Here is a 23508-nt window from a genome sequence, read left to right as displayed (position 1 = left end):
CAGGTAAAAAAAGCTCATTACCATCCCAGGCCCAGATTAAAATTGATTTTAATGGGCGTTACAAAATCAGGCACTCTTTGTTGGGTTAATACCGGTAAAGCGGCAAAAGAAAGGTTAAAATCTATGTACCCCTTTGAACCAAGTCGTCGCTGAATTCCCCATTGCAGGGAGACCGCACTCAGCATAGCGAATTGGCGGTTTACATTTCTTTCAGACAGAATGGTTGTCTGGTTACCACTGGTTGAAGTCGAATAATACCGTCCGGCTCCGTAGAGAATGTTTTCAAGCTGAATACTGACGTAATCATTTGAAAAGTTGTTAGCACTCAGTCCCTTCCGCATACGCTTTTTGATCGAATAATAATACCGCCCCGCAATGGGCATTTCCAGGACCTTCGTATTGATGATTGTGCCGGTGCGGTAATACCGTCCAATTACTAATGCCTGCACGGAAAAAGCAGGCGCTATTTTTTGTTCCACGCCCATACCAACGCCATACCCGTACGTTGCATAATACCCCCCTACCAGTGGAAGGGGAACAACGGCTCCGGCTTTGATCAGCGTTTTTTCCTCTACGGTGGCGCGGGTAACATACCGGAACGTTTCGCGGATGTTCCGGTGGGCAGTGTCCGCGTGCTCAACCGAATAGTCTACCCGTACGGAATCACGCCCCTGAGCCTGCGCACCATACGAACAAATCCATAAAAACCCGAAAAAGTACAGACGTTTCATACCGATTGCTTTGTAAATTAGGAATATCTCTTCGTTGCAAAACCGTTTACTTCGCCAGCGTCACCCCGCCCACGCTTGGCTGAATGATCACCGGGCTGTATGAATTCGTTACAGAAATGGTGCCTTTACTGCCGCTGGATGCGTATCGAAAACGTCGCTTGTTGGCACTCAGGTGTCCGCTGTAGAGTTCAGGTACCTGAATCGTCGAATACGTCGTTTCGATCTCATACTGAAAATCGTCCAGCCGTTTGGGATACAGAAAAACCTCAGTGCGGGCGGTCTGAACGGTCAGGGCCGTTAGGCTGGCGACGGGCTGGATCGAGAGTCTGCCATACCGGCTTTGAATGGTGCCGTTGCCGCTCAGATCGCGGAGGATGATTTCGGCTTTTTCGGCTTTGATGGTAAAAAAACCGCCCAACTCCGTGGCGTCGATGTCGCCGTAGTCGGAGATAACCGTCGTTTTTCCGTTCAGGTTGGAAATAGAGAGTTTACCAAATTCCACCTTCAAACTCGTGTCGCCGGCCAGATCGCTGAGGCTCACATCGCCGAACGTGTTCTGGAGGCTTATGGAGCAGCGCGTCGGCACCCAGATTTCATAAACCGCCTTCAGATTGCCCTTGATCGCGCCCGACCGCTGCGGAATCGTGAAACGGTTGGAAAGGTCGATGACGTTGTTGCGGGTTTGAATGTCGTAGTTCAGGTAGGTCAGTTCGCGTTCGGCCACCTCGCGCTCCGGGTGTTTGGCAATCAGTTTCAGCCGCACCAGAACCGTTGTTTTGCTCCAGCCTTTGATCGTAATGTCGGCTTTCTGGGCCGTCAGATTCACGCGCTGGCCGACGCTATAGGCCAGTTCTTTTTCCACGGTTTTCGTCACCACCTGCAGCCGGGTTTGGGCCAGGGTAGAAATCGTCACGAAAGTCAGTAGAAAAAGCAGCGTTTTCATATCGTTAAAATCCGGACGAGTTCTTTGGTCACCTCAGCGCGTTCGTTTTCAATCTTGATCTGGGCCTGCACCAGCGCCGGGTCGTTGCCAAACACCAGCAATTCCTGCTCAACGGCTTCTTTCCGGCTGCTCAGTTCGTTCAGGTGCTGCTTCAGTTCCTTCACCTCCGGTTTCTGACACACAACGGTTTGCTGCGCACACTGCTCGTCAATAAAACGTTTAACTTTCTGATCAGCAGCCGATTGCAGCGGTTCCGACGCCACCGTCAATTCCGTTTCAACGACTTCGGTTTGGTAACTAATCGTCACTTTTTCGTCCGAAGCTGGTTGCAACACCAGCCAGATTCCCATCACCACCGCAACGACGGCGGCTGCGGCAGTCCACCGGTACAAGGGCTTCCAGAGCGCCCGAACCACCGGTTTTTCCAGTTGCCCGGCAATCTGTTCCCAGGCATCGGCTTTCGGGTCAAAAACTGGCAAGTCGTCCAGCGCCCGGTCGATCGTTGCATCCGCCCGCAAATCCGCGTCGATCCGATCCCACAGATCGGGCCGGGGTTCGTGTTCGGGCAGTTGTTGCAGTGCTTTCGTCCAGTTCATCGTCACCTGAATTCAGATAGCTTTTTTCGCAATAATTTCCGGGCGTAGCTGACCTGCGATTTGGAAGTTCCTTCCGAAATGTTCAACATGGCCGCAATTTCGTGGTGTTTATACCCTTCGACTTCGGCCAGCACAAAAACCGCCCGCGCCCCATCGGGCAACGACCGAATGGCTGCATCCAGAACCGCCCCGGTGATCGTGTCCGGCACCTCAACGGGCTGATCGTGAAACTGTTCGTCGAGGGTTTCAAACCGCCATTCGAGTTGCTGTTTTCGCAGCGCCTGCCGAACCACAATTGTTTTGATCCAGGCTCCCAGCGTCGACTGAAACCGGAACGAGTCCAGATGCCGGAACACCTCCACAAAGGCATCCTGCAAGGCATCATTGGCGTGGTCGTTGTCGTTCAAAATCCGCAGGGCCACCGAAAACATCGCCCGTTTATACCGCTCGAACAACAGCCGTTGCGCCATCCGCTGCTCCACAGGCCGATCCCGTCGCAGACAGAAGTCAACGAGTTCACTTTCCGATATATCGGGCGTCAGCGTCAAAGGAGCCAGGCTAGGGTTGAACGTTCACCCTAAAGGGCAGAAAAGAAGGAGAAAGGTTGGAAAGGGAGGGGAAATAATGTAAAATCATAAATGTAAAATGCCGAATGATAAAGTAAAACCGAAGCCCAAACTTTATCATTCGGCATTTTACATTTATGATTTTACATTCCTTTTTTACATTTCAATCCGCAGCAATTGCCCTTTTTCGCTTTCCGTCACCACCAGGCCCAGTCGCCCGGTGGGATCGAAGGCGCAGTTGGTGGGATTTTCGCCGGGAAGCTCAATGGTATGCGATAAAACGCCGGTTGGCTTGTAGACTTGCAGGCAGCTGCCGCCGTAAATAGCTGCGTAGAGCAGGTTATCCGGCCCCAGCGTCAGTCCGTCGGGGCCAAAACCATCCGGGCCGGTTTCGGCCCAAACCTTCGGATCGATCCAGTTCAGACCAACGGCATCCCAGCGGCCGACCCAGATGCGTTTGCGGTGCGTTTCGGCCACGAGCAAGGTTCGGCCATTCGGCAAAAAGGCCAGGCCATTGGGGTAGAAAAGTTTTTCGGAGATTTTTTTCACCTCGCCCACGGGCGAACACACGCAGACAGAACCCGGTTCGTCGTCATCGGGCGAACCGGGGCAGGTGAAAATCAGATTGCCTTCCGGGTCGAAAATCAGGTCGTTGGGCCAGTTGAGCGGTTCGTCGGCAATGTGATCGACGATGGTTTCGGGTTCCTGACCGGGGTAATTGATGCAACGGATGGCGTGCAGACCCGAATCGCAGAACCAGAGCCGGTCGCGGTCATCGATATACAGACCATTCGGTCGGCTCCCAATGCCTACGTGAACCCGACCGCTTGTTCCATCCGGTTTGAGCCAGAACAGGCTGCCACCCTCCTGCTCGACGCACCAGAGCGTTCCATCGGAGGTAAAAGCCGGACCTTCCGGAAATTGCAAACCGGTAGCAATAACATCTCTGTTTTTCATGATAGGAGCCCTGTTGATGAAATGTATAGCTGTTAAACACGAAAAACGCTCATCTGGTTAAAGGAGAATCAGTCGACGACCAGATCCGTTACCGAAACATATTACCGTAAAAACCCCGACAGCAAAATATTCAGTAACCGCAAAAAATCGCTTCAGTATCTGACTACGCCATCATTAGACGGCTATATTACTGAGTGAGATCTGGCAAAATCAATCTGGTAAATCGGATTGATCCTCTACACAATTCCTACCAGTGCTATTATCATTCAATTCATAAACCAAGCCAGTATAAAACTCAAAATTTGTATAAATAACCAAAGAATATTGGGAATTATATTTTTGTCTGAAAATAATTATGAATCAATATAGATTATTTCTAAATAAAACATAATTATTTTAATACAACTGTAATATTATATAAATAATACTAATAAAATATTGAATTATAATAATATAAATAATGAATTAAATAAAAGAGATTTCAATATTTATGTCTAATTATTAGTGCATAGAAAAGGATTTATGCTTAGCGATATTTCATATCAACAAGCATAAATCCTGAACAATATATACTTATTGAAGTCCTGTAATACTCCTAAACTCATCCGATAGTATGTTCGAATTAATTCCACATTTTGTCTGGAATCAAAAAGGTATTAAAATCTTTGACGAATCCACCCAACAGCACGATGTAATCCTGATAGATGCAATCCATGCCCGCAATCGATTGGCAAAAAAAGTACGGGATCGTCCGTATGACGTCGGTCAAAAATCTGACCCGGCAAGACCATACCCTTTTCAAACCCGCTGCAAACTTCAATGGATTATGGAAACAACCATTTGCGCCTATTTACTGTCTCCTGTGTGGGGTTATCAACAAATCAGTTTTACACGGCCGGATCTGGGATCAGCGCTGGAAGTGCTCAATCAGTATGTCCGGGGAGGGGCTTTGCTGTTATCAGCCTCCCTATCCGACCCTGTAAGTTGTATTCATTTACCGGTCGAAGCGTTTGACGGCTCGCCCATTCGCTGCCATCTGTGGCGATTGGAACAGGAATGGCAGCAACTGATAAACGTATAATACTTATCGTTCAATTACCATCGCTTGTTTATCTTTTTACTCTTCTGATTCTCTGTCTAAAAACACCGTAAAAAGCCGAAAAGGTATTTACGCGTTATCCCATTTGATCAAACCGTACTGAGTGAAGACAACGGCCTGGTTCAGGGCCAAAGCACGGATTTATCAAACTAGTCAATGAATTATTTTTAGACTGTAGTTTCTATGTATATCAATAAAGAAGATCTTCAGCAACTCCGTCAAATCGTGCGTGCTGGCACCGACAAACCCTTTGAAAAGCGATGCCAATGTGTTCTTTATCATTATTATGGGATGAATATTTCAGAGCTTTCCAGGATTTTTAACGTAGATCAGCGGAGTATTTATAATTGGTTAAACCGGTGGAAAAGAAGAGGAATGGCTGGATTGTATGACAAGACGGGGCGGGGATTAAAGCCCAAATTAAACCCGGCCAATACCCGCCATGTAGAAGCCGTTCAGAAGGCCCTTTCCAAATATCCTCACGATTCGCGGCAGGCTTTGGCAGAGCTCAACCGGCAACTTCCGCAACCCGTCAGTCAGAGTACCTTTCGGCGTTTTAAGAATAGAAAATGGGTCTCGACAGGGGCAAAAAACGAATGAAACCGCCTTCATACGGATCGGTTCTACCAGGAAAATCGCTGCCGGATCGAGCTTCATTATAAACTCGCCACCGTTTTTTTCCGGAATTTCTTGATTCGGTGAAACGTCAGGAAGTTGGCATCGTGGTTGTTGTGCGCCCCGCCCAGGCCGTCATCATACGCCGTGCGCGATAGCAGAATGATGTCTTTTCCTTCAAACAGCCAGTCGACGTACTGAAAACCGTGTTTGGCAACGTCGGGGTGCTGCAACACAACTTGCCGCAGTTCCCAGGTCTTCAAGTCTTTCGAGCTGCACAATGCCTGCGTATTCCGCAAACTGGCCGGATTTTTCCCGGCATTGGCCTGCTTGAACGCCTGCGGAATGTAATTCGTCAGCGTCCAGTAGAGCTTTGATGTCGGATCATACCGAATCGTGAATTTCTTGCTGCCACCGGGGAACGGCACAAAACCGGTGCTGACATCGAAGGCAGCGGTTTTGCCATCCGGGCTGATTTTTACAAAAGCGGCTTTTTCGTCCAGCGAGACTTTATGATCGACGCGCAGAATATCCAGCATTTCACCGTTCGGACTCAACACCGCATTGCCTTCAATCCAGCCGCCAAAACCGTTGTTCAGGTAGGTGGAATCGTGCCGCAACACGTTGCTGCTGGTCCAGTTAGCAGCTTTCATCGGGTCGGCCTCCAGCGGCATCGACATCATGAAAGCGCCGTAGCGTTTGCCCCACTTTTTGATGGGTCCCATCGCGTCTTCCATCGCCCGCCAGAGCCGCCCGTCGTGTTCCAGAAACGGCACCGGGGCACAGTGGTATTCGCCCGCCAGCAACAGGCCGTTTTCGCCGTCGGTCGGGTTGGTCCAGGTGACGCCGTTGTCGTCGGATTTTCGGATGATCGTATTGCCGTGGTGTTTGTCGGTGCCAAAGAAATACAGGCCGTTGCGGTGGACGTAGAGTTTCGACCAGAACTGCCCGTTGATTTCCGCGATCTGCGTCCAGGTTTTGCCCTTGTCGGTCGAGCGATAAATCCGCGAATTGGGTTTCACGAACTCATTGGACTGGGGGCCAAACAGGTCGTGGGACGCCAGATAATCGCCGTTGGGCAACACGCACAGGCTGGGCGAACCGATGTACAAACCCGAAGACGCCGGGCTGTGGGCGACAATCGCTCCCGGCACCCGGGAGAAGTCGGGCGTTTGCCCAACCCCGTTCCCAGGCCACGAAAGGAAAAGAATGCTATAGAAAAGAAGGGTTTTGATCCTGCTGGTAGTCATGTACCAGAAAGGCCCGAAGACCGGTTTTTTACTTAGCGGGTGCGTCGGTCTTTTCGAGACGAATCACCTGCCGGTCAGCCAATAGTCGCTCCCGTAGTTTGGGGTACGAAACCTGTTGAACGGCTACGCGTTTTTCATTCGCCAGCACGGCCGCCGTGCCACAGGCCTGCCCCAGGGCCATGAAGGTAAATTCAATCCGAATGGCTCCGTAAGCAATATGGCTGGATGATGGACAGGAAGCCGACAGCAGATTGGTGCATTGCGAAGCTTTGGGCACCAGAGCCCGGTATGAAATGGGTAACGGTTGCCACTCATGGCCGCCAAACACAAATCCTTCATTGTACGCATAGCCCTCTTTTACGATGGTACGAACATTGTGTACGTCGGGAGGCCAATAGGCCAGGGCCACCGGGTCTTCAACCGGCGTAGGGTTGTCTTTTTTGACATGGTGTTCCGTAATCACGTAGTCGGATACCATCCGGCGGGCATCGCGTACGTAGAATATCCGGGGCCAGCCGCCATTGTCGGTGAATTCATCCCTGGCGAGTCCCCACTGCGACCAGGTTTTTTGCAGATCGGAATCCAGTCGGCCAATTTCGGGATCTGTAGCTAAAAAATAGAAAAGTCCCAGCGTGTGATGCCGGTGGAAATCAATGATTTCCTTTCGTTTTTGGTACGTTCCACCCGGATACGCATAGTTCATCCCGTTCAGGTTGTGCGATACGTCCCGGCCCCCGTTAAAATCCGTCTTCTGATTCGGGATATTCGCACCCGGACGATACAACCTTCCGCCCGCTTTCAGATACCGTTCGAATAGTTCGTACTTCTTTCGGTCATAATCTGCCGGTTTCGGAAACGGGATTCGGTTCTCCGGCTTGTTGGTCAAACAGACTCTGAAACAATAGGCCTGGAGACGGTGGTCGCCCGAGCCAGGCTCTCCCAACGGCTCATTAAAGACCCCATAAATCACCCCGCTGGAGGGATCGCCCGGCACGTTGTACGGATCTACCTTCACCGCAAACTGGTTGTGGTCTGTGACGGCCCGAATGCCGTTTTTGGTTTCGCCATAGACACTGTTGGCTTCGCGTCCAATGGCCGTACTGATCCCGGCGCGATCCAGCAAATCGCCCTCCAACGTCGCATCAATAAACGTTTTTCCATGATACGTTTTTCCGTTGGTAAGTTTGATGTGCTGGATGGCTGTGCCTTTTTTCGAGACAGCCCCCGGTGTTTCCAGCAACTGGCTTTCATACACCACGATAATCTTATGCTCGGCGACCCAGTCTTTGATTACCTGCTCGGCCACGTGCGGTTCGAAGCGCCAGATGTCTGCTTTTTTGGTTTTGGTACGCAGCACCTCCTCCAACTCGTCGCTTCGGCCATAGACTTTGACAATCCGTCGGTAAAATTCGAGGGCCAGGCCCCCAACGGCAGGGCTATTCTGAAAATCTTTTTGATTGTCAATATCCGTTCCGCCCAGCCCTTCGACCATGATCCCCCCCAGATGCTTACCCGGTTCCAATACGACCACCGACTGCCCCATACGCGCTACCTGAATAGCCGCCATGACTCCCGCTGGTGTCCCGCCATAAACGACGACGTCATAAGTTTGTTGGGCCTGGGTCTTCCAGGAAAGCAGAAAAACCAGGAATAAAAGTTGTTTTCGAAAAGTCATTGCGTTCGCGTTTAATAGCCGTCATTTTGTTTTAAAGCCGAATTCGCATCCATTTCGCGTTGCGGAATGGGGAACAGTACGTTGGTTGCTTTGATGGCGGGACTCCGACCGTACGACGTTTCGGCATTCACCGCATCCAGCAAACGTCCTGTCCGAACCAGATCGAACCGCCGGTTCGCTTCAAAAGCAAACTCAAGTCGGCGTTCCAGCAAAACGGCATCCTTGAATTGCTGCCGGTTGAGACCACTCACAGGCTGAAGGCCCGCCCGCACCCGAACCCGATTCATCGCAGCATAGGCCTCGGCATTCGGGCCGTTATTGGCTTCCGAGAGTGCCTCCGCATAGATCAGCAGAATATCCGAAAAGCGCTGGACACTAAAACTTTTTCCCCCTCCTCCGCTAACGGTAGCGGTTACATCGGCCAACTTCCAGAACGACACGGCCCGGGCGGGATCGGCATCATCGGTTGACAGGGTAACGGTTGCTTTGGTAGTCGGATGAACATACGACGTCAGGAACGTGACCGCTTTGCGTTTATCGGCGGCCGTGTAGCTATCGAACAAGCTTTTGCTGACCCGAAAAATACCGCTGCCGGTACTCGGTACGATGGGCGCTCCACGCGGGGCATACCCCGTGGTAAAATTGTTGCCCGCCAAATCGGTGATGTACATGACTTCGAAAAGTGACTCTTTTCCACCCCGGTTTTTCAGGTCGAATACATCGGCATAATTGGCCCAGAGATCATAAATCCCTGAATCGATCACCTCTTTCGCCTTGGCGGCCGCCTGTGCCCAATACGGCGAACTCGCGTTTGTCCCCGCCCAGGTGAGATAGACTTTGGCCAGCAGGCCTTTCGCAGCACCCGATGTTGCCCGACCGATGTTGTTGCCCGTATAATTTTTAGGCAATACCGTTTCGGCTTCTTTCAGGTCGCTTTCAATCAGCTTATACACCTCATCGACCGAAGACCGTGCTGCGTTTACATTTTCCAGTGAAGTCGTTTCGGTGGTCACCAGCGGCACGTCGCCAAAAAAGCGAACCAACGTAAAATAGTGCATGGCCCGCAGAAATTTAGCCTCTCCAACGTAGCTTTTCCGGGTAGCCTCCTCCATCGGAATGGCCGGAACCCGGCTGATGATCAGGTTGGATCGTTGAATACCGGTATAGGCATTACTCCAGATGTTTCCGACAAACGTATTGGTCGAAATCAGGCCATAACGCCACATTGCCACCCGGTCGGCATTCCCCGTCAGAAACGGAATGCCATCGTCGGCGGCAATCACATTTGGCGTAACGACAATTTCATCGCGGTACATTCCCCGCAACTGACCATACATACTCAACACCGCGGCCTCCGCATCGGAAGCTGTTTTGTAGTAGGTCCCGACCGATTGAGAACCGAGCGGATTCAAATCCAGATCAGTCGAACAGGCCGTCAGTAAGCCGGTTATAAACAGAAGAAAAATAGAGGATCTCATGATAGTAAGGCGTTTAGAAGGTCAGATTTAAACCAACAAGAAGTGTTTTAGCTGCTGGATATCCCCCGTAATCCATCCCCTGGCTGATCGAGGTAGTACCGAAGCGACTCACCTCCGGGTCATAGCCTTTATAGGCCGTAAACGTGAGGTAATTCTGGGCCGCCACGTATACTTTGGCATTCCGAACGGCAATTTTGTTCAGCAGCGCTGAAGGCAGGTTGTAGCCCAGCGAGAGGTTTTTGAGCCGCAGATACGCCCCATCTTCAATCTGGAACGTCGACAGAATCCGTTGACCGCCCGTGAGCGTAGCCCGTGGAATTTCGTTGCTCGGGTTGGTTGGTGTCCACCGGTTCACCACCTCCTCGGCCTGGTTGTTGTTTCCGTTCAGATTATACAGGTCAAACCGCAGATAATTCAGGATCTGATTTCCCGTAACGCCCTGAAAAAAGACATTCAGCTCAAAGCCTTTATACGTTACGGTATTGTTCAGCCCACCGAAGAGTTTAGGATAGCCATTTCCGATAATGGTGCGGTCGTTGTCGTTGATCATGCCATCACCGTTCAGATCCCGGTATTTGATATCGCCCGGTTTCGCGGTTTTCTGGGCCGAATTGTCAATTTCCCCCTGGTTCTGGAAAATGCCGTCCATGACCCGTCCGTAGAAATTACCCAGTGCTTCACCCACCTTCAATAAAACGGTGTTGGATACCTGAAGGTGACCAATGCCACTGCCCGTCGTAAATTCAGGGCGACCATCGAGGGTCAGAATTTTGTTGCTGTTTACGGCCATACTAAACTCCGTATTCCACCGGAAGCCATTTTTGTCAACGTTAATCGTTGACAACGCTAGTTCCAGGCCCCGGTTTTCGACCTTGCCAATGTTCCGGAGCGCCGTGCTATACCCGGTCGTTTGGGGAATATTAACCGAAAACAACAAATCAGAAGTCGTTTTGATGTAGTAATCAGCGGTAAACTGAATCCGGTTATTCAATAAGCCAACATCGAGCCCTACGTCAAACTGGGCATTCTTTTCCCAGCGCAAATCCAGGTTACTGATGGCCGTGGGGGTCCAGCCAGTTCGTAACACAGGAGAAGCTCCGCCCAAGATCGCCGTACTGACGCCCAACCCCGATAAATACTGATAATCGCCAATAGCCTGATTCCCACTTAATCCATAACTGGTCCGGAGCTTGAGGTCGGTCAATACCTTCTGATTTTGCAGGAATTTTTCATTGATAATGCGCCAGGCCAGCGCTCCCGACGGAAAAAAACCGTACTTATTGTTGGTTCCAAACCGCGACGATCCATCGCGTCGAGCGGTGAGCGTAAGCAGAAAGCGATCATCGTAGTTGTAGTTCAGACGGGCCAGATACGAAACCAGCGCCCAATCGCTCGCCGATGAGGATGGAGTTTGCAGCGTGGCTCCGGCCCCCAGATTGTTGAACTGGGCAAAGTCGTCGGTAAAGTTGACAGCACTCGCCGTAATTCCCTCGTTATGATATCCCTGCGTCGTATACCCGATCAGGGCGTTCAGGGTGTGTTTTGGGGTAATGCTCCGGGTGTACGACAGCGTGTTCTCGTTGAGCCAATTCAGATTAAAGCCTGAATTGACGGAAGCACTTCCGTTGGATGTAGCGCCCAGACGAATCTGCCGGGTAGCATAATAATTTGATTTCGTATTCAGGATGTCGGCCCCCCAACTCGTGCGGAGCGTCAGTCCCTCGGCCAGCTTTATATCGGCAAACACATTTCCCAGCAGCCGGGCGTTCAGATTCTGGTCGGTGATTTCGTTCACCAGCCCCACCGGGTTATCGACCAGATTGCCGTTTAAAGAACCCTGATCCAGATAATAGCCGCCTGCGCTATTGTAAACCGGAAAAACCGGCGCGTAGTTGATCGCCGATGTCGTAACGCCACTGTTAATCCCGCCATCGGTTTCTGTCCGGGCCGCATTCGATTTGGTGTAGGCGCCCTGCATCGATAAACCGATCTTCAGCCAAGACTTTACGTCACGATCCAGATTGGCGCGAAGCGTAAAGCGTTTAAAATACGAGTTTTTGACGATGCCCTGCTGGTCATAATAACTTCCCGATATCGCGTACCGGGTTTTCGTTTCGCCCCCCGTGAAGCTCATCTGGTAGCTCTGAATAGGTGCCTCCCGAAACACTTCCTTCTGCCAGTCGGTGCCTTCGCCCAGCGACGTCGGCAATGGACGGTCGGCAGCAGAACCGTCAAAATAGGCCGTGCTGCCGCCGTTGATCCGGGCTTCGTTGATGAATTCAGCATATTCCCGGGCATTCATCAGCGGAACGCTCCTACGGACCGACTGCACACCGTAGTAACTCTCGAAATTGACCCTCGATTGTCCTTCTTTGCCGCGCTTGGTGGTAACCATAACGACCCCATTGGAGCCCCGCGAGCCGTAGATAGCCGTCGCCGAAGCATCTTTTAATATTTCAATGGATTCGATATCATTGGGATTAATGGAGTTCAGATTGCCGGTTGGATAGCCATCGATCACATACAGGGGTTCATTCCCCGCATTCACCGAACCCGTTCCCCGGATACGGACCGTTGTTGAACCACCGGGCTGGGCCGAATTGGTGGTCACATGCACACCGGCCACCCGGCCCTGCATGGCCCGATCCAGGGCCACGATGGGCGTGGCTTTGATGCTTTCCTCGCCCACTTTGGCCACCGAGCCTGTCAGATCGGAGCGTTTCACGGTTCCGTAGCCGACCACGACGACTTCGTTGAGCGATTTTTCGTCCGCTTCCAGCCGAATCGTCAGGGTCGATTGTGAACCAACGGTTATTTCCTGATTTCTGTAACCCACAAAACTGAACACCAGAACCGCCGAATTGTCGGGCACCGCCAGCCGGAATGTCCCTTTGCTATCGGTGGCCGTGCCGCGTTGCGTGCCTTTCAGCAACACGCTAACACCGGGCAATCCTTCGCCTTTTTCGTCTGTAACCATCCCCGTAATGGGTATCTCCGCCATCAGGGCTGGCGCTTCCAGGGTCGTTTCTTCGGGCAAAACCGCGCTGGTTGGCTCTTTTTTCAGCACGATGTAATTGCCCGAAACCTGGTAGGTGATGTTCAGCGGTTTCAGCAGGCGATTCAGCACCACCTCCAGGCGGTCGTTTTCGGCACGGAGTGTCACTTTATTGCCGACCGAAATGAGTTGCGGAACGTACGTAAATTTTACATTAGCAGCTTTCTCCAATCGGTTCAGAATGGTCCGTAAGTCCTTGTTTTCCAATTGAACAGAGATCGGCCGATTGAGCAATTCCTGCGCCATTCCATTACGGGCCAGGGTTAGCCCGGCAAAGACTACGGCCAGCACCAACTGTACGCAAGTAATCTTCATAATCTGGCAAAGAGTTGGGGAATAATCCCGCAGTTTTTTCATACTTTTAGCAGTGTTTTTGTTCAACATTTTTCAGAAGTGGAGGCAAAAACAATCCCCGTCCCCGTTTTTCAGGGTAGTCGCAATACCGGTAAAGCAAGGGAGGGCACTGATTCGCCGGGATGATGGAGCCGTACTGGTCGCAACAGTACGGTTCTGTTCCGGCTTTTTGTTATTCGTTGGGTTGGCGTTTCTTCATGCAATCAGGGTTAAAGATTCAGTTATGAGTTATGAGTTATGAGTTATGAGTTATGAGTTATGAGTTATGAGTTATTTGTACTATTTTATTTTTTAGCATCCAACTAGCTCAATACGGTATCACTAATTCAGGATTCATTCCGTTGGTTGGCAGCCTTTTCCGGTTACCACAATTTTTGCATCCCAGACTTCATAGGTAGCGTCGATGGTTTGGCAGATGATGTCGAGTTTTCGGAACAACGGTTCGTCGCCCAGCGGGGCGGTCAGGTTGCAGCTTTTCAACGTCTTCGCATCGTAGACAATCGACACGCCATACGAGGTTTCCAGTGTTTTGAAGACCTCGCCCACCGGCGTATTTTCAAAAATAAAGTTGTGGTTATTCTCGGGCGTTTTGAGCAAAAGCGGAGCTTCCACGAGTTTGCGGGTCAGCCGGTCGCTACCGGCATCGAAAAAGGCCTGCTGGTTGGGCGTCAGCAAGAGCGCTCCCGCCGGTTGCCCGGTTTCGGGCTGGTTTCGATCAAGCGATTTGATCGGAAAAACCGCTACTTTCCCGGTTCGCACAATAACCGTTACGCCCCTGGCTTCCTCCAGCGCCCGAACCATAAAACTGGTCCCGATCACTTTGGTAACCAATCCATTGGCATACACCATGAAGGGTTTTTCCGGATTTTTGGAGACCTCAAAAAAACCTTCGCCCGACAAATAAACTTCCCGTTTTTCGCCCGTAAACGTAGCCGTGTAACTCACCCGACTCCCCGGTTGCAAGACCACCGTGCTGCCGTCTTCAAACCGGACGGTCAGCGGCTGCGGGGTGTTGTTTATTTTTTCGACCAGATCGATTGTCGACCCAGCCACCAGTCCGGAATAGGTTCCCGGCTGTTCCACCAGTTTGGACCGCAGCATATACCACCAGCCAATTCCCACCAGCAACACTACAGCAGCCGCCAACTGGAACCAGTCCGGGCGTCTGATTTTTGGCCAAACCCAGCGGTTTTCATCGTCAGCATCCGGTTGTTCCTCCAGCCCGGGCAGTCCGGCGGTGCGGTGCTCGATGGCGGCCCACATCCGTTTTCCCTGCGCTTCTGTGGGCATGGTCTGCACCTGCGCAATGGCTTGTAGCAGCGAACGGGCGGTCAGAATAACCGTGTTTTTTTCGGGATGCTCCGCCAGAAATCCCTGCCAGAACGAATCGGTTTCGACATCGGGTGCCAGCACCCAGCGTCGGAAAAAATCATCTTCGGCAAAGTCTTCGGTGGTATAATTACGGTAGTCATTCATTGCATCCGGCCCATAAAATAGATAACTATTCCATTGTTATATACCAAGAGCCTGGAAGTAGCGAAGTGTCCCCTCGTTTTCTGATTTTTTTATTTTGACTCTGGATTTACGCGTTGGATTACGAACGCCCTTCAACCGAGCCCACGATTCAAATCGTGGGCTCGGTTGAAGGGCGTTCGTATGCGAGTGTGAAGCAGAACTGTCCCCCTTTTCAGTACGTGCTACCTTCTGATTCGAGTGAGTAAAACCGCTTGAAAGACAAATACGGCCTTCACTAGTCCTTCGTCAATTCATTCAGAATTTTTTGGCCTGGCAAATTGCCGGGAAACATCAGGACCGATTGGCGATACATGGCGATGGCTTCTTTGCGTCTACCACTTTGCAGCAGGGCTTTTCCGTAGCTATCATACGTGTTCCAACTCTGCGGGTAAAGCAAGGTCGCTAGCTTGAGCGCTTCCAGCGCAGCGGTGTCATGATGGTCTGCCAGAAGCTCCAGACCCAGTTCGTTCAACTCCCGCTCGTCGGTAAAGTAATGAGCGGTGTCGGCTTTGCGCTGGTTGAATAAGGTCGCAGCGGCATCCGGCCCTTCTTTTAATAACGTTCGAACGTAAGGCAGGAAGAGCGACCGCTTGCCGGGTTGTTCCGTCCCGAAAAAAGGAGTTTGGTAAGCCCGATTGATCGTTTGCTTGCAGGCCGTGCCGAAACCGGTACTCTCCGCATTATCGAGTAAAATAATGGTCCGATGGTGCGTAAGATCATGCCAGAAAAAGGTAAAGAAACCAGGTTCGCGACCGGTGTGCATGACGATTCGACCCAGTTGGGTGTTGGTGGGCAGAAACCAACCTAATCCATAGTTAGTCGCCCCAAACTCACCGCCGGGAGCGGCCAAAGTGCCATCTGTTAGTTGATAGGGCGTAAAGGCCAGGTCCTGCATGTCCTTACTCAGTAGCTTGTGCTCGTCTATGGCAGTGGCATAGGTAGCCAGATCGCCGGTCGTACTGACGATGTTCGTTGGCCCGTAAAGCCCACGCAGATTAAACGTCCAGCGCCTAACTTTTTGGCTGCTGCCAATACTTTCCATGTCGTTGAGATAATGGTGACGAACCAGGTAACCCGTCACATAACTGGTATCGCCTGGAAGGTCGCCCAGGAGATAGCTGTGCTTCATACCAGCCGGGCGGAAGATATGACGAGTCAAGTAATCGCCGAAACGTTCACCGCTTATTTTTTCGACCAAAGTCGCCAGTAAGGCATAACCGATGTTGCAGTAACGCCATTGACTGCCCGGTAAGAAAGCCAGTGCTTTCTTCGACTGCTTTAAAGCCGGAATAATATCGTGGTTGCTTATTTGTCGGGTTGAGTCCTGATCAATCAGCGGAAAGAATAATTCTTCCTTGTCGGGCAGCCCTGACGTATGCGAAAGCAAATGGTCGATATGAATCTGTGCGAAAGGAAAATCCGGGAAATATTTTTGATAACTATCTTTAAGACCAAGTTTATGCTGCTGGATCAATTGCATAACCGCCAGGGCGGTAAAAGTCTTGGAGATGGAGCCAATCTGGAAAGCGGAATGCAACGAATGCTTTTGGCGGGTTTTTAAGTCCGACAAGCCAACTGACCGTTGGAAAGTAGTCCGACCCTTCTCACGGATGAGCACATTCCCGTTAAAAACATGGGCTGTATCTAAGGCATGAAACAAACTGTCGAGTGCCCTGCTGGCTTGAGCATTCGATAGAAGGGGCTGAGCCACGAAGGCTAGGATAAGCAGGAAGGCTAGGATAAGCAGGAAGCGGTGAGACCTTTTCACAAAATAAAGATTTTAGTACTTACTCATGGACTTTTTTTGCACTGCATTGCCTGGGATACCAGTCTATGTCCCTGTGGACTGGGGTTGGTCAGGAAACAACGATTCGTAAAGCAGGAATACTTTAACTTTTGTAGAACAAATATCCTGCCAATACCAGATAATTTAAATTTAAATAATTGATTGTCAAGTAGTTAACTAACTTTCTCTTTATGAGGTGATGTCCAAAAGTGGACATCACCTGTCTTTTTTCGGACACAAGTGCCAATGGCGTTTTGATTCCTACGCAGTCACTCAACGTACCAATCTCCGGCTTGCAGTTGCGGTATGCTATTTTCTATACGGCATTACGTGCTGTCTTTTTTACGAAACAGCAAACTAGCCGACTCTGGATTTACGGACTTGATTACGGCCGGAATGGTTCTATCAGCCCCGGTTAAAAACGCGGGCTGAAAAAACGAAACACGTATGATTGTGGAGGATACTATGCCAAAAGAAGCAGCAACAAGAGGCCCAGAAAAGGAGCCAGATAGCGGGCATTTTCGCGGAGGTGGATCATGGCCTTGTGCAGCGTATTCCGGACGGACTTGTCGGTGATGCCCATAATGGCCGCAATCTCGCTGGTTTTGAAGTTTTCGTAAAACCGCAACGTGACTACTTCCAACTGACGATCAGGGAGTTGTTTCAGAGCTTGGGCCAGTTGCCGGGTCAATTGCTGCTCCCCGTCGGAGAACTGATGCTCCGGCGTGGTGTCAGTCTGAAACGGGAATGTAGCCTGGTCGATGGATAAAAACCGGTTTTCTTTCTCACTCAGGCGGTGAATTTTTCGGCGCAGGGACCGAAACAAATAAAACTTGACGGATTCGGCTTCGGCCAAATTCTGCTGAATCCGCCAGAGGTCCACGAACAAATCCTGAATGGCATCTTCCACCAGAGCCGCGTCGGGCAGCAGTTTGTATCCGTAATTGTAGAGGATGCGGTAATACCGCTCGTAGAGTTCGGCAAAAGCCCGCCGGTCGCCTTGTTTCAGGGCGTTCCAGAGAATTGGGTCGGGTTGCCGTTCGGTGGTCAAGGTCTTAATCCGGTTTTGAAAATCTACCCGAATTAAGTAGAAATTTTTATAATTCTAATGGCATTAATGCTAAAAAGAGAGAGAAAAGACGCGGGAGTAGAGAATAAAGAAAACCATTCCTGCGACGGTCTCTATTCTCTACTCCCGCGTCTTTTCTCTCCACTAAAAAAACGACACCCGAATCACCCACGGACTGCTGCCGTAGACGAACGACGAGAACGTCGGATCGGCATTATAACTCAGGTTGTACAAGGCCGTTAAATTCACGCCAAACCGCCGGCTGATGGGCTGGGAATACGTTAACCCGACCAAGCCGGCACTCACCCAGCGTCGCTGCGTTTCGTAGGGGATGATGTTGTAGTTCGTGTAGCCAACATTCGTATTTTCGAATTCCCCGTGAACGTAGAGGTTTTTGACAATGTTGGGAACGATCTCATACATCCCGAACACCCGCCCGCCGTACTGATTGGCCCGGTAGATTTCGGTGGCTCCACCCTGGTAGTATAATTTGGCCCGGTAATAGACATAATTGATGCCGACGCCCAGAATGGCCCGCTCGGAAGCCTGATAGGCAATGACGGGCGCGACGCCAATGCTGAAAGGATTCCCAATGGACACATTGCTGATGCCGCCCCCAAACCGCAGCCGCTGCGAAAAGGGTAACGGGTCTCCTTCCGGCGTTTTGGTTTTCAACGGATCTCTCCCTTCTTCACGTCGTTCTTCGGGATCTTCGGTAATTTGCCCGAAGGCGGCACTGCTGCTTATCAGCATAATTGCCAATAAACCTTTCTGTATGAGGTTCATAGAGTTGATTAATGAACAAAAATGGACACTTGAATTATAAACGAAAAAATAGTGGTTTTTAGTAAGTAAAACTTGCGCTTACCGCCCCTAAATCCCCTAAAGGGGACTTGGACGCGATTAATCCGGATGCTAAAGTCCCCTTTAGGGGATTTAGGAGCAGCAAAATGCGGGTTCTGGCAATAATGCCCTCACTCAAAACCCAAACTCTTTTACTTCCGGGTCATTCAGCAAGTGTTGAATACATCGCTCGTGGGCTTTTTCGGACCCCGTAACGCGCCAGATGCCAATGATTTCGTTGCCAATGCGCTGCTGGCTTTGCAGCCGGGGATGCAACCCACATTCCTCAAACAGCGTTTCATACGTCATCAGCGTTTTGTGTTTAAAGGTAGTAACAATTCGGAATTGTCGGGCCTGATTGGCGCGGGCAATGCGGGCCGCCAGCGCCGGCAACACCAGTAACGTGGCTCCAATGATGATAAAACCGCCCACGGCAACATCGTAAAAACCACCGCCCACCGCCATTCCGATGGCGGCTACGGCCCAGATGGTGGCCGCCGTGGTCAGGCCTTTGACGCTGGTCTCCTGCCGGAAAATAATACCGGCACCCAGAAAACCGATGCCGTTGACAATGTTGGCCGCAATCCGGTCGTCGTCGCTGAAACGACGCGAAACGATGGTGAACAGCGCCGATCCGACACAGATCAGAATCGTGGTCCGGAGTCCCGCCGATTTGCTGTGGTATTCGCGTTCCGCGCCAATCAAACCGCCCAGCACCATCGCCAGCAGAAGTTTCAGAATATCTTCCTGAACAATTGAATCCATGTATTTCCGTTGGTTACGCCATCTCCTGCTTCGGCTGGGGGCAATCGTTATTGAAAAGGAAACCATCCTTTCAAAAAAACCGTTAGTCCAAAGATAGAGTTTTGCTAAATTTATAGGATGAATTTATCGGTTAGTCTGCCGCCTGACGGCTCCTTTCAGCAACCCAACGTTGAACATCTTGATCCCAAACAGTATATTATCATCAAGGGTGCCCGGGTTCACAACCTAAAAAGCATCGACGTCGCCATTCCGCGCAACAAACTGGTGGTGATCACCGGCCTTTCGGGCTCCGGCAAATCTTCCCTGGCGTTCGACACGTTATTTGCTGAAGGTCAGCGCATGTACGTCGAAAGCCTGAGCAGTTACGCCCGGCAGTTTCTGGGCCGGATGGAAAAACCCGAGGTCGATTACATCAAAGGGGTGTCGCCGGCCATTGCCATCGAACAAAAGGTAACGACCCGCAATCCCCGCTCAACAGTTGGAACGACCACCGAAATTTACGACTACCTGAAATTGCTTTTTGCCCGCCTGGGCATCACCTACTCCCCCATTTCGGGGCAGGAAGTGCGCAAAGATACGGTAACGGACGTTGTTAAATACCTGTATACCTACGAACAGGGACAGCGCGTGCTGATTATGGCTCCGCTGCACATCCGCCCCGACCGGACGCTGGCCGACGAGCTGAAAGTATTGCTCCAGAAAGGCTACACCCGGATTGTGGCCGACGGCGAAGTGCTGTTCATGGAAGAAATGCTGGAACAGGGTGTGAAAGAACCCGCGCCGGGGGCCGCGCTGGAAATTCTGATCGACCGCAGCACGGTTCAGTTCGATGCGGACGGGCAGCCCGACGAAGACAGTCAGTACCGGTTTTCGGATTCGATCCAGACCGCTTTCAACGAAGGCGAAGGCGTTTGCCGGGTCGATGTCGTGGGCAAAGAATCGCGCGTTTTCTCGGATAAATTTGAACTGGACGGGCTGGTTTTTGAAGAACCGAGCGTTAACCTGTTCACCTTCAACAATCCCTATGGTGCCTGCCGCCGGTGCGACGGTTTTGGTAAAGTGCTGGGCATTGACCCGGATCTGGTCATTCCCGACAAAAATCTGTCGGTCTTTGAAGGGGCCCTGGCGCCCTGGCGAAGCGAGAAAATGAATGAGGAATTTCTGAAACCGCTGCTCAAAAACGGCATTCGGTTCGACTTTCCGATTCACCGCCCGTATAAAGACCTGGCACCGGAGCAGAAAGAAGTTCTCTGGACGGGTAACAAATATTTTCAGGGTCTAAACGCGTTTTTCGATTTCGTCGAAAGCCAGACGTTTAAGGTCCAATACCGCGTGATGCTGTCGCGCTACCGCGGCAAAACCACCTGCCCCGAATGCCGGGGTTCGCGGCTGCGGAAGGACGCCAGTTACGTAAAAATTGCCGGTGAAAAATCCATCACCGACATTGTGCTGATGCCGATTGGCGAAGCCGCCGTTTTTTTTCGGAATCTGGAACTCCCCCCGCACCAGCAGGAAGTGGGCAAGCGGCTACTCACCGAAATCCGTAACCGCCTGGATTACATGGAGCGTGTTGGGTTGACCTATTTAACGCTAAACCGACTGACCAACACCCTTTCCGGCGGTGAATACCAGCGCATTAAACTGGCAACCTCGCTCGGTAGTGCGCTGGTTGGATCGATGTATATTCTGGATGAACCCAGCATTGGCCTCCACCCGCGCGACACCAAGCAACTGGTGAGCGTGCTGGAAACCCTCCGCGATCTGGGCAATACCGTCATTGTAGTCGAACACGAAGAGGAAGTGATGCGGGCGGCCGATCAGCTCATCGACATCGGCCCGGATGCGGGTGTCAACGGTGGCCACCTGGTGTTTCAGGGCACCTGGGAGGAAATTATGAGTTATGAGTTAAGCGTGAAGAGTTATCGTGAGAACGAAGAACAACCGCCTGGCAACTCCGTCGTAACCCATAACTCTTCACGCTTCACCCATAATTCTCACACCCTGGCTTTTCTGACGGGAAAAGAAACCGTGCCGGTGCCGAAATTCCGGCGGAAAGCGACGCACTGGCTGGAGGTGAACGGCGCGCGGGAGAATAATTTGAAGGATCTGGACGTGCGGTTGCCGCTGAATACGCTGACCGTGGTGACGGGCGTGAGTGGTTCGGGCAAATCGACGCTGATCCGCAAGGTGTTGTACCCGGCCTTGACGCGTTTGAAGGGCGACGGTTCTGAAGAAGCCGGCAAGCACGATAGCCTGGGCGGCAGTCTGGACCGCGTCACCTCCATCGAGATGATCGACCAGAATCCGATTGGTAAGTCGTCGCGCTCGAACCCGGTGACGTACATCAAAGCCTACGATTATTTGCGGCAGGTGATGGCGGAACAGCCCGTGGCAAAAGCGCGGGGCTATAAACCGTCGCACTTTTCGTTCAACGTGGATGGCGGTCGCTGCGAGGTGTGTCAGGGCGAAGGCGAGGTCAAGATCGAGATGCAGTTCATGGCCGATATTTTCCTGAAATGCGAAGGCTGTAACGGCAAGCGGTTTAAGCAGGAAATTCTGGAAGTGACGCTCAACGACAAAAACGTGGCGGATATTCTGGAAATGACCGTCGATGAAGCCATTGACTACTTCCGGAAAGCTGAACCGAAGATGGTTGAAAAACTGATGCCGTTGCAGGACGTCGGCTTGGGCTATATCACCCTGGGGCAGTCGTCCAACACCTTGTCGGGTGGTGAAGCACAGCGGGTTAAGCTGGCATCGTTTCTGGGAAAAGGCAACGCCAACAAAGGCGGAACGCTGTTTATTTTTGACGAACCGACCACCGGTTTGCACTTCCACGACATCCGCAAGCTGCTGAAAGCCATCAACGCGCTGGTTGATCAGGGCGACAGTGTGATCATCATCGAACACAATACCGAGATCATCAAATCGGCCGACTACCTCATCGACCTCGGCCCCGAAGGCGGGGATACGGGCGGTTACGTCACTTTTGCCGGCACCCCGGAAGAGCTGGTGAAATTACCGCAGGGTGCGAATTATACGGCGGATTTTTTGAGGGGGAAGGTGTAGCGGTTGTCAGAAAATTATCGAACACAACAATAGCCGGACAACTAAGCCCGGCTATTATTGTGTTCGGTCTTTGGTATACAGGCCGGGAAAGAGATGAAACTAAAGTTATGCATATAAAACACTATATAGTTCGATAATACGATAAAATTTTGCATATTTTAGAGTTAATGGGAAGGCTAAAAAAAGACAAGAATGGACAAATTAGAAAGATTAGGAAAAGAATATACAGACCATAAAGTATTTGGACAACTTTCAGATCTCGCAGATTTTTATAACTCTTTGGCTCATACGACAATGAGATTTATGAGCCAAGGAACAAAAGCAACTTTAAACTTAGACACCTACGTATTTAGTTCTGTAAAAGGAACACTTGACTCAATCAAAGAATTGTTATCAAACGGACGAATAAATGACTCTTATGCTTTATTGAGAAAATATTACGACTCGACGATAATCAATATCTACACGAACCTGTATTTAAATAACCATTTTAATATAGACAATTTCATTGTTGAGCATATTGATAATTGGAGAAAAGGAACAGCATCAATTCCTGAATATCGAATAATTTCAAAATATATCAAAGACTCCGATAAATTAAAACCAATAACAGACCTACTTTCAAAAGACAAACTTTATAAAGGTGTGAGAGACCGATGCAACGACCATACTCATTACAATTACTATTACAACCTATTACTCAATGACAATGAAATTTGTTTACCCAACAGAGTTAGAGAATTAGACATTTTCTCTACGGACTTAACGGCTGTTTTCGTTCAACATTTTGCTTATCTCTTTTACTTAAATGATCACTATATGATGTCAACGGACTATATTGACTCTCTTGATATAGGTATAACACCTGAAGAAGATTCACAATATTGGGTATCGCTTTTTGTTCAAAATGCTTTTGACAATTGGATAAAACCAAATAGGCCCGACATTGCGAACGAAATAAAATCTAAAACCACAATGCACTTAGAGTGATTATGACGGGTAAACATGCTGCAAACAAGGAATTTTGCATAAGTAGCCGGACAGTGCATATAGCAAATCGTAATAAATAAACGTTGGTTTTGGCAGGCAGTTCTCGATTTCAAAACATTGCAAAGCCACCAAAGCTTTATGCCCCATTTTAC

General features: G+C 50.6%; 18 protein-coding genes. 4 read left to right on the top strand and 14 right to left on the bottom strand.

Annotation, left to right across the window (positions count from 1 at the left end; all coding sequences use genetic code 11):
- Nucleotides 1–17: 17 nt before the first annotated feature.
- The 5 genes from ACS5NO_RS07745 to ACS5NO_RS07725 all read right to left on the bottom strand — a co-directional run bounded on the left by ACS5NO_RS07745 (nt 18) and on the right by ACS5NO_RS07725 (nt 3793).
- Nucleotides 18–731 carry a hypothetical protein gene (locus ACS5NO_RS07745; RefSeq protein ID WP_439414607.1) on the bottom strand — a complete coding sequence of 238 codons (714 nt, stop codon included), beginning with the start codon at nt 729–731 and terminating at the stop codon, nt 18–20.
- 46 nt (nt 732–777) lie between these two features.
- Nucleotides 778–1674, bottom strand: coding sequence for a DUF4097 family beta strand repeat-containing protein (locus ACS5NO_RS07740; protein WP_439414606.1), 897 nt, complete (start codon nt 1672–1674; stop codon nt 778–780).
- A complete protein-coding gene (locus tag ACS5NO_RS07735; protein WP_439414605.1) occupies nt 1671–2270 on the bottom strand; it encodes a hypothetical protein in 600 nt (199 codons plus the stop codon). Before ACS5NO_RS07735 ends, ACS5NO_RS07740 begins: the two co-directional genes overlap by 4 nt.
- Before the next feature lie 2 nt (nt 2271–2272).
- Nucleotides 2273–2818 (bottom strand): RNA polymerase sigma factor, encoded by a 546-nt coding sequence (locus ACS5NO_RS07730; RefSeq protein ID WP_439414604.1) that lies wholly within the window; start codon nt 2816–2818, stop codon nt 2273–2275.
- Nucleotides 2819–2992: 174 nt separating this feature from the next.
- On the bottom strand, nt 2993–3793 hold the full coding sequence (locus ACS5NO_RS07725) for an SMP-30/gluconolactonase/LRE family protein (RefSeq protein WP_439414603.1): 801 nt from the start codon (nt 3791–3793) through the stop codon (nt 2993–2995).
- Between the two features lie 613 nt (nt 3794–4406).
- Between ACS5NO_RS07725 and ACS5NO_RS07720 the strand changes: the two genes are divergently transcribed.
- Together ACS5NO_RS07720 and ACS5NO_RS07715 are read left to right on the top strand one after the other, a co-directional pair.
- Complete coding sequence (locus ACS5NO_RS07720; RefSeq protein WP_439414602.1) at nt 4407–4874, top strand: hypothetical protein; 468 nt, start codon at nt 4407–4409, stop codon at nt 4872–4874.
- 201 nt (nt 4875–5075) lie between these two features.
- On the top strand, nt 5076–5492 hold the full coding sequence (locus tag ACS5NO_RS07715; RefSeq protein ID WP_439414601.1) for a helix-turn-helix domain-containing protein: 417 nt from the start codon (nt 5076–5078) through the stop codon (nt 5490–5492).
- Nucleotides 5493–5548: 56 nt separating this feature from the next.
- On the opposite strand, the gene ACS5NO_RS07710 is transcribed toward ACS5NO_RS07715, so the two are convergent.
- From ACS5NO_RS07710 to ACS5NO_RS07670, 9 genes are all read right to left on the bottom strand, one after another.
- A complete protein-coding gene (locus ACS5NO_RS07710) occupies nt 5549–6757 on the bottom strand; it encodes a sialidase family protein (protein ID WP_439414600.1) in 1209 nt (402 codons plus the stop codon).
- A 28-nt stretch (nt 6758–6785) separates the two neighbouring features.
- Entirely contained in the window at nt 6786–8432 is a 1647-nt protein-coding gene (locus tag ACS5NO_RS07705; RefSeq protein WP_439414599.1) for an FAD-dependent oxidoreductase, read from the bottom strand.
- Nucleotides 8433–8443: 11 nt separating this feature from the next.
- Nucleotides 8444–9910: a RagB/SusD family nutrient uptake outer membrane protein gene (locus ACS5NO_RS07700; RefSeq protein ID WP_439414598.1), complete on the bottom strand. Its 1467-nt coding sequence runs from the start codon at nt 9908–9910 to the stop codon at nt 8444–8446.
- Nucleotides 9911–9923: 13 nt separating this feature from the next.
- Nucleotides 9924–13280: a TonB-dependent receptor gene (locus ACS5NO_RS07695; RefSeq protein WP_439414597.1), complete on the bottom strand. Its 3357-nt coding sequence runs from the start codon at nt 13278–13280 to the stop codon at nt 9924–9926.
- Nucleotides 13281–13652: 372 nt separating this feature from the next.
- Nucleotides 13653–14795: a FecR family protein gene (locus ACS5NO_RS07690; protein ID WP_439414596.1), complete on the bottom strand. Its 1143-nt coding sequence runs from the start codon at nt 14793–14795 to the stop codon at nt 13653–13655.
- A gap of 274 nt (nt 14796–15069) precedes the next feature.
- Nucleotides 15070–16545, bottom strand: coding sequence for a serine hydrolase (locus ACS5NO_RS07685; protein WP_439414595.1), 1476 nt, complete (start codon nt 16543–16545; stop codon nt 15070–15072).
- A 538-nt stretch (nt 16546–17083) separates the two neighbouring features.
- Complete coding sequence (locus tag ACS5NO_RS07680; RefSeq protein WP_439414594.1) at nt 17084–17671, bottom strand: RNA polymerase sigma factor; 588 nt, start codon at nt 17669–17671, stop codon at nt 17084–17086.
- Nucleotides 17672–17833: 162 nt separating this feature from the next.
- Nucleotides 17834–18475 carry a hypothetical protein gene (locus tag ACS5NO_RS07675; RefSeq protein WP_439414593.1) on the bottom strand — a complete coding sequence of 214 codons (642 nt, stop codon included), beginning with the start codon at nt 18473–18475 and terminating at the stop codon, nt 17834–17836.
- A gap of 192 nt (nt 18476–18667) precedes the next feature.
- On the bottom strand, nt 18668–19297 hold the full coding sequence (locus ACS5NO_RS07670; protein ID WP_439414592.1) for an MgtC/SapB family protein: 630 nt from the start codon (nt 19295–19297) through the stop codon (nt 18668–18670).
- 117 nt (nt 19298–19414) lie between these two features.
- Between ACS5NO_RS07670 and ACS5NO_RS07665 the strand changes: the two genes are divergently transcribed.
- A complete protein-coding gene (locus ACS5NO_RS07665) occupies nt 19415–22366 on the top strand; it encodes an excinuclease ABC subunit UvrA (protein WP_439414591.1) in 2952 nt (983 codons plus the stop codon).
- Between the two features lie 192 nt (nt 22367–22558).
- Nucleotides 22559–23356 carry a hypothetical protein gene (locus tag ACS5NO_RS07660; RefSeq protein ID WP_439414590.1) on the top strand — a complete coding sequence of 266 codons (798 nt, stop codon included), beginning with the start codon at nt 22559–22561 and terminating at the stop codon, nt 23354–23356.
- The last annotated feature ends 152 nt before the right edge of the window (nt 23357–23508 follow it).

Origin of the sequence: Larkinella fluvii (assembly GCF_051857545.1) — a bacterium.
Classification (GTDB): domain Bacteria; phylum Bacteroidota; class Bacteroidia; order Cytophagales; family Spirosomataceae; genus Larkinella.
Note: the sequence above shows the minus strand (reverse complement) of the source record. Positions and strands in the feature narration are given on the sequence as shown.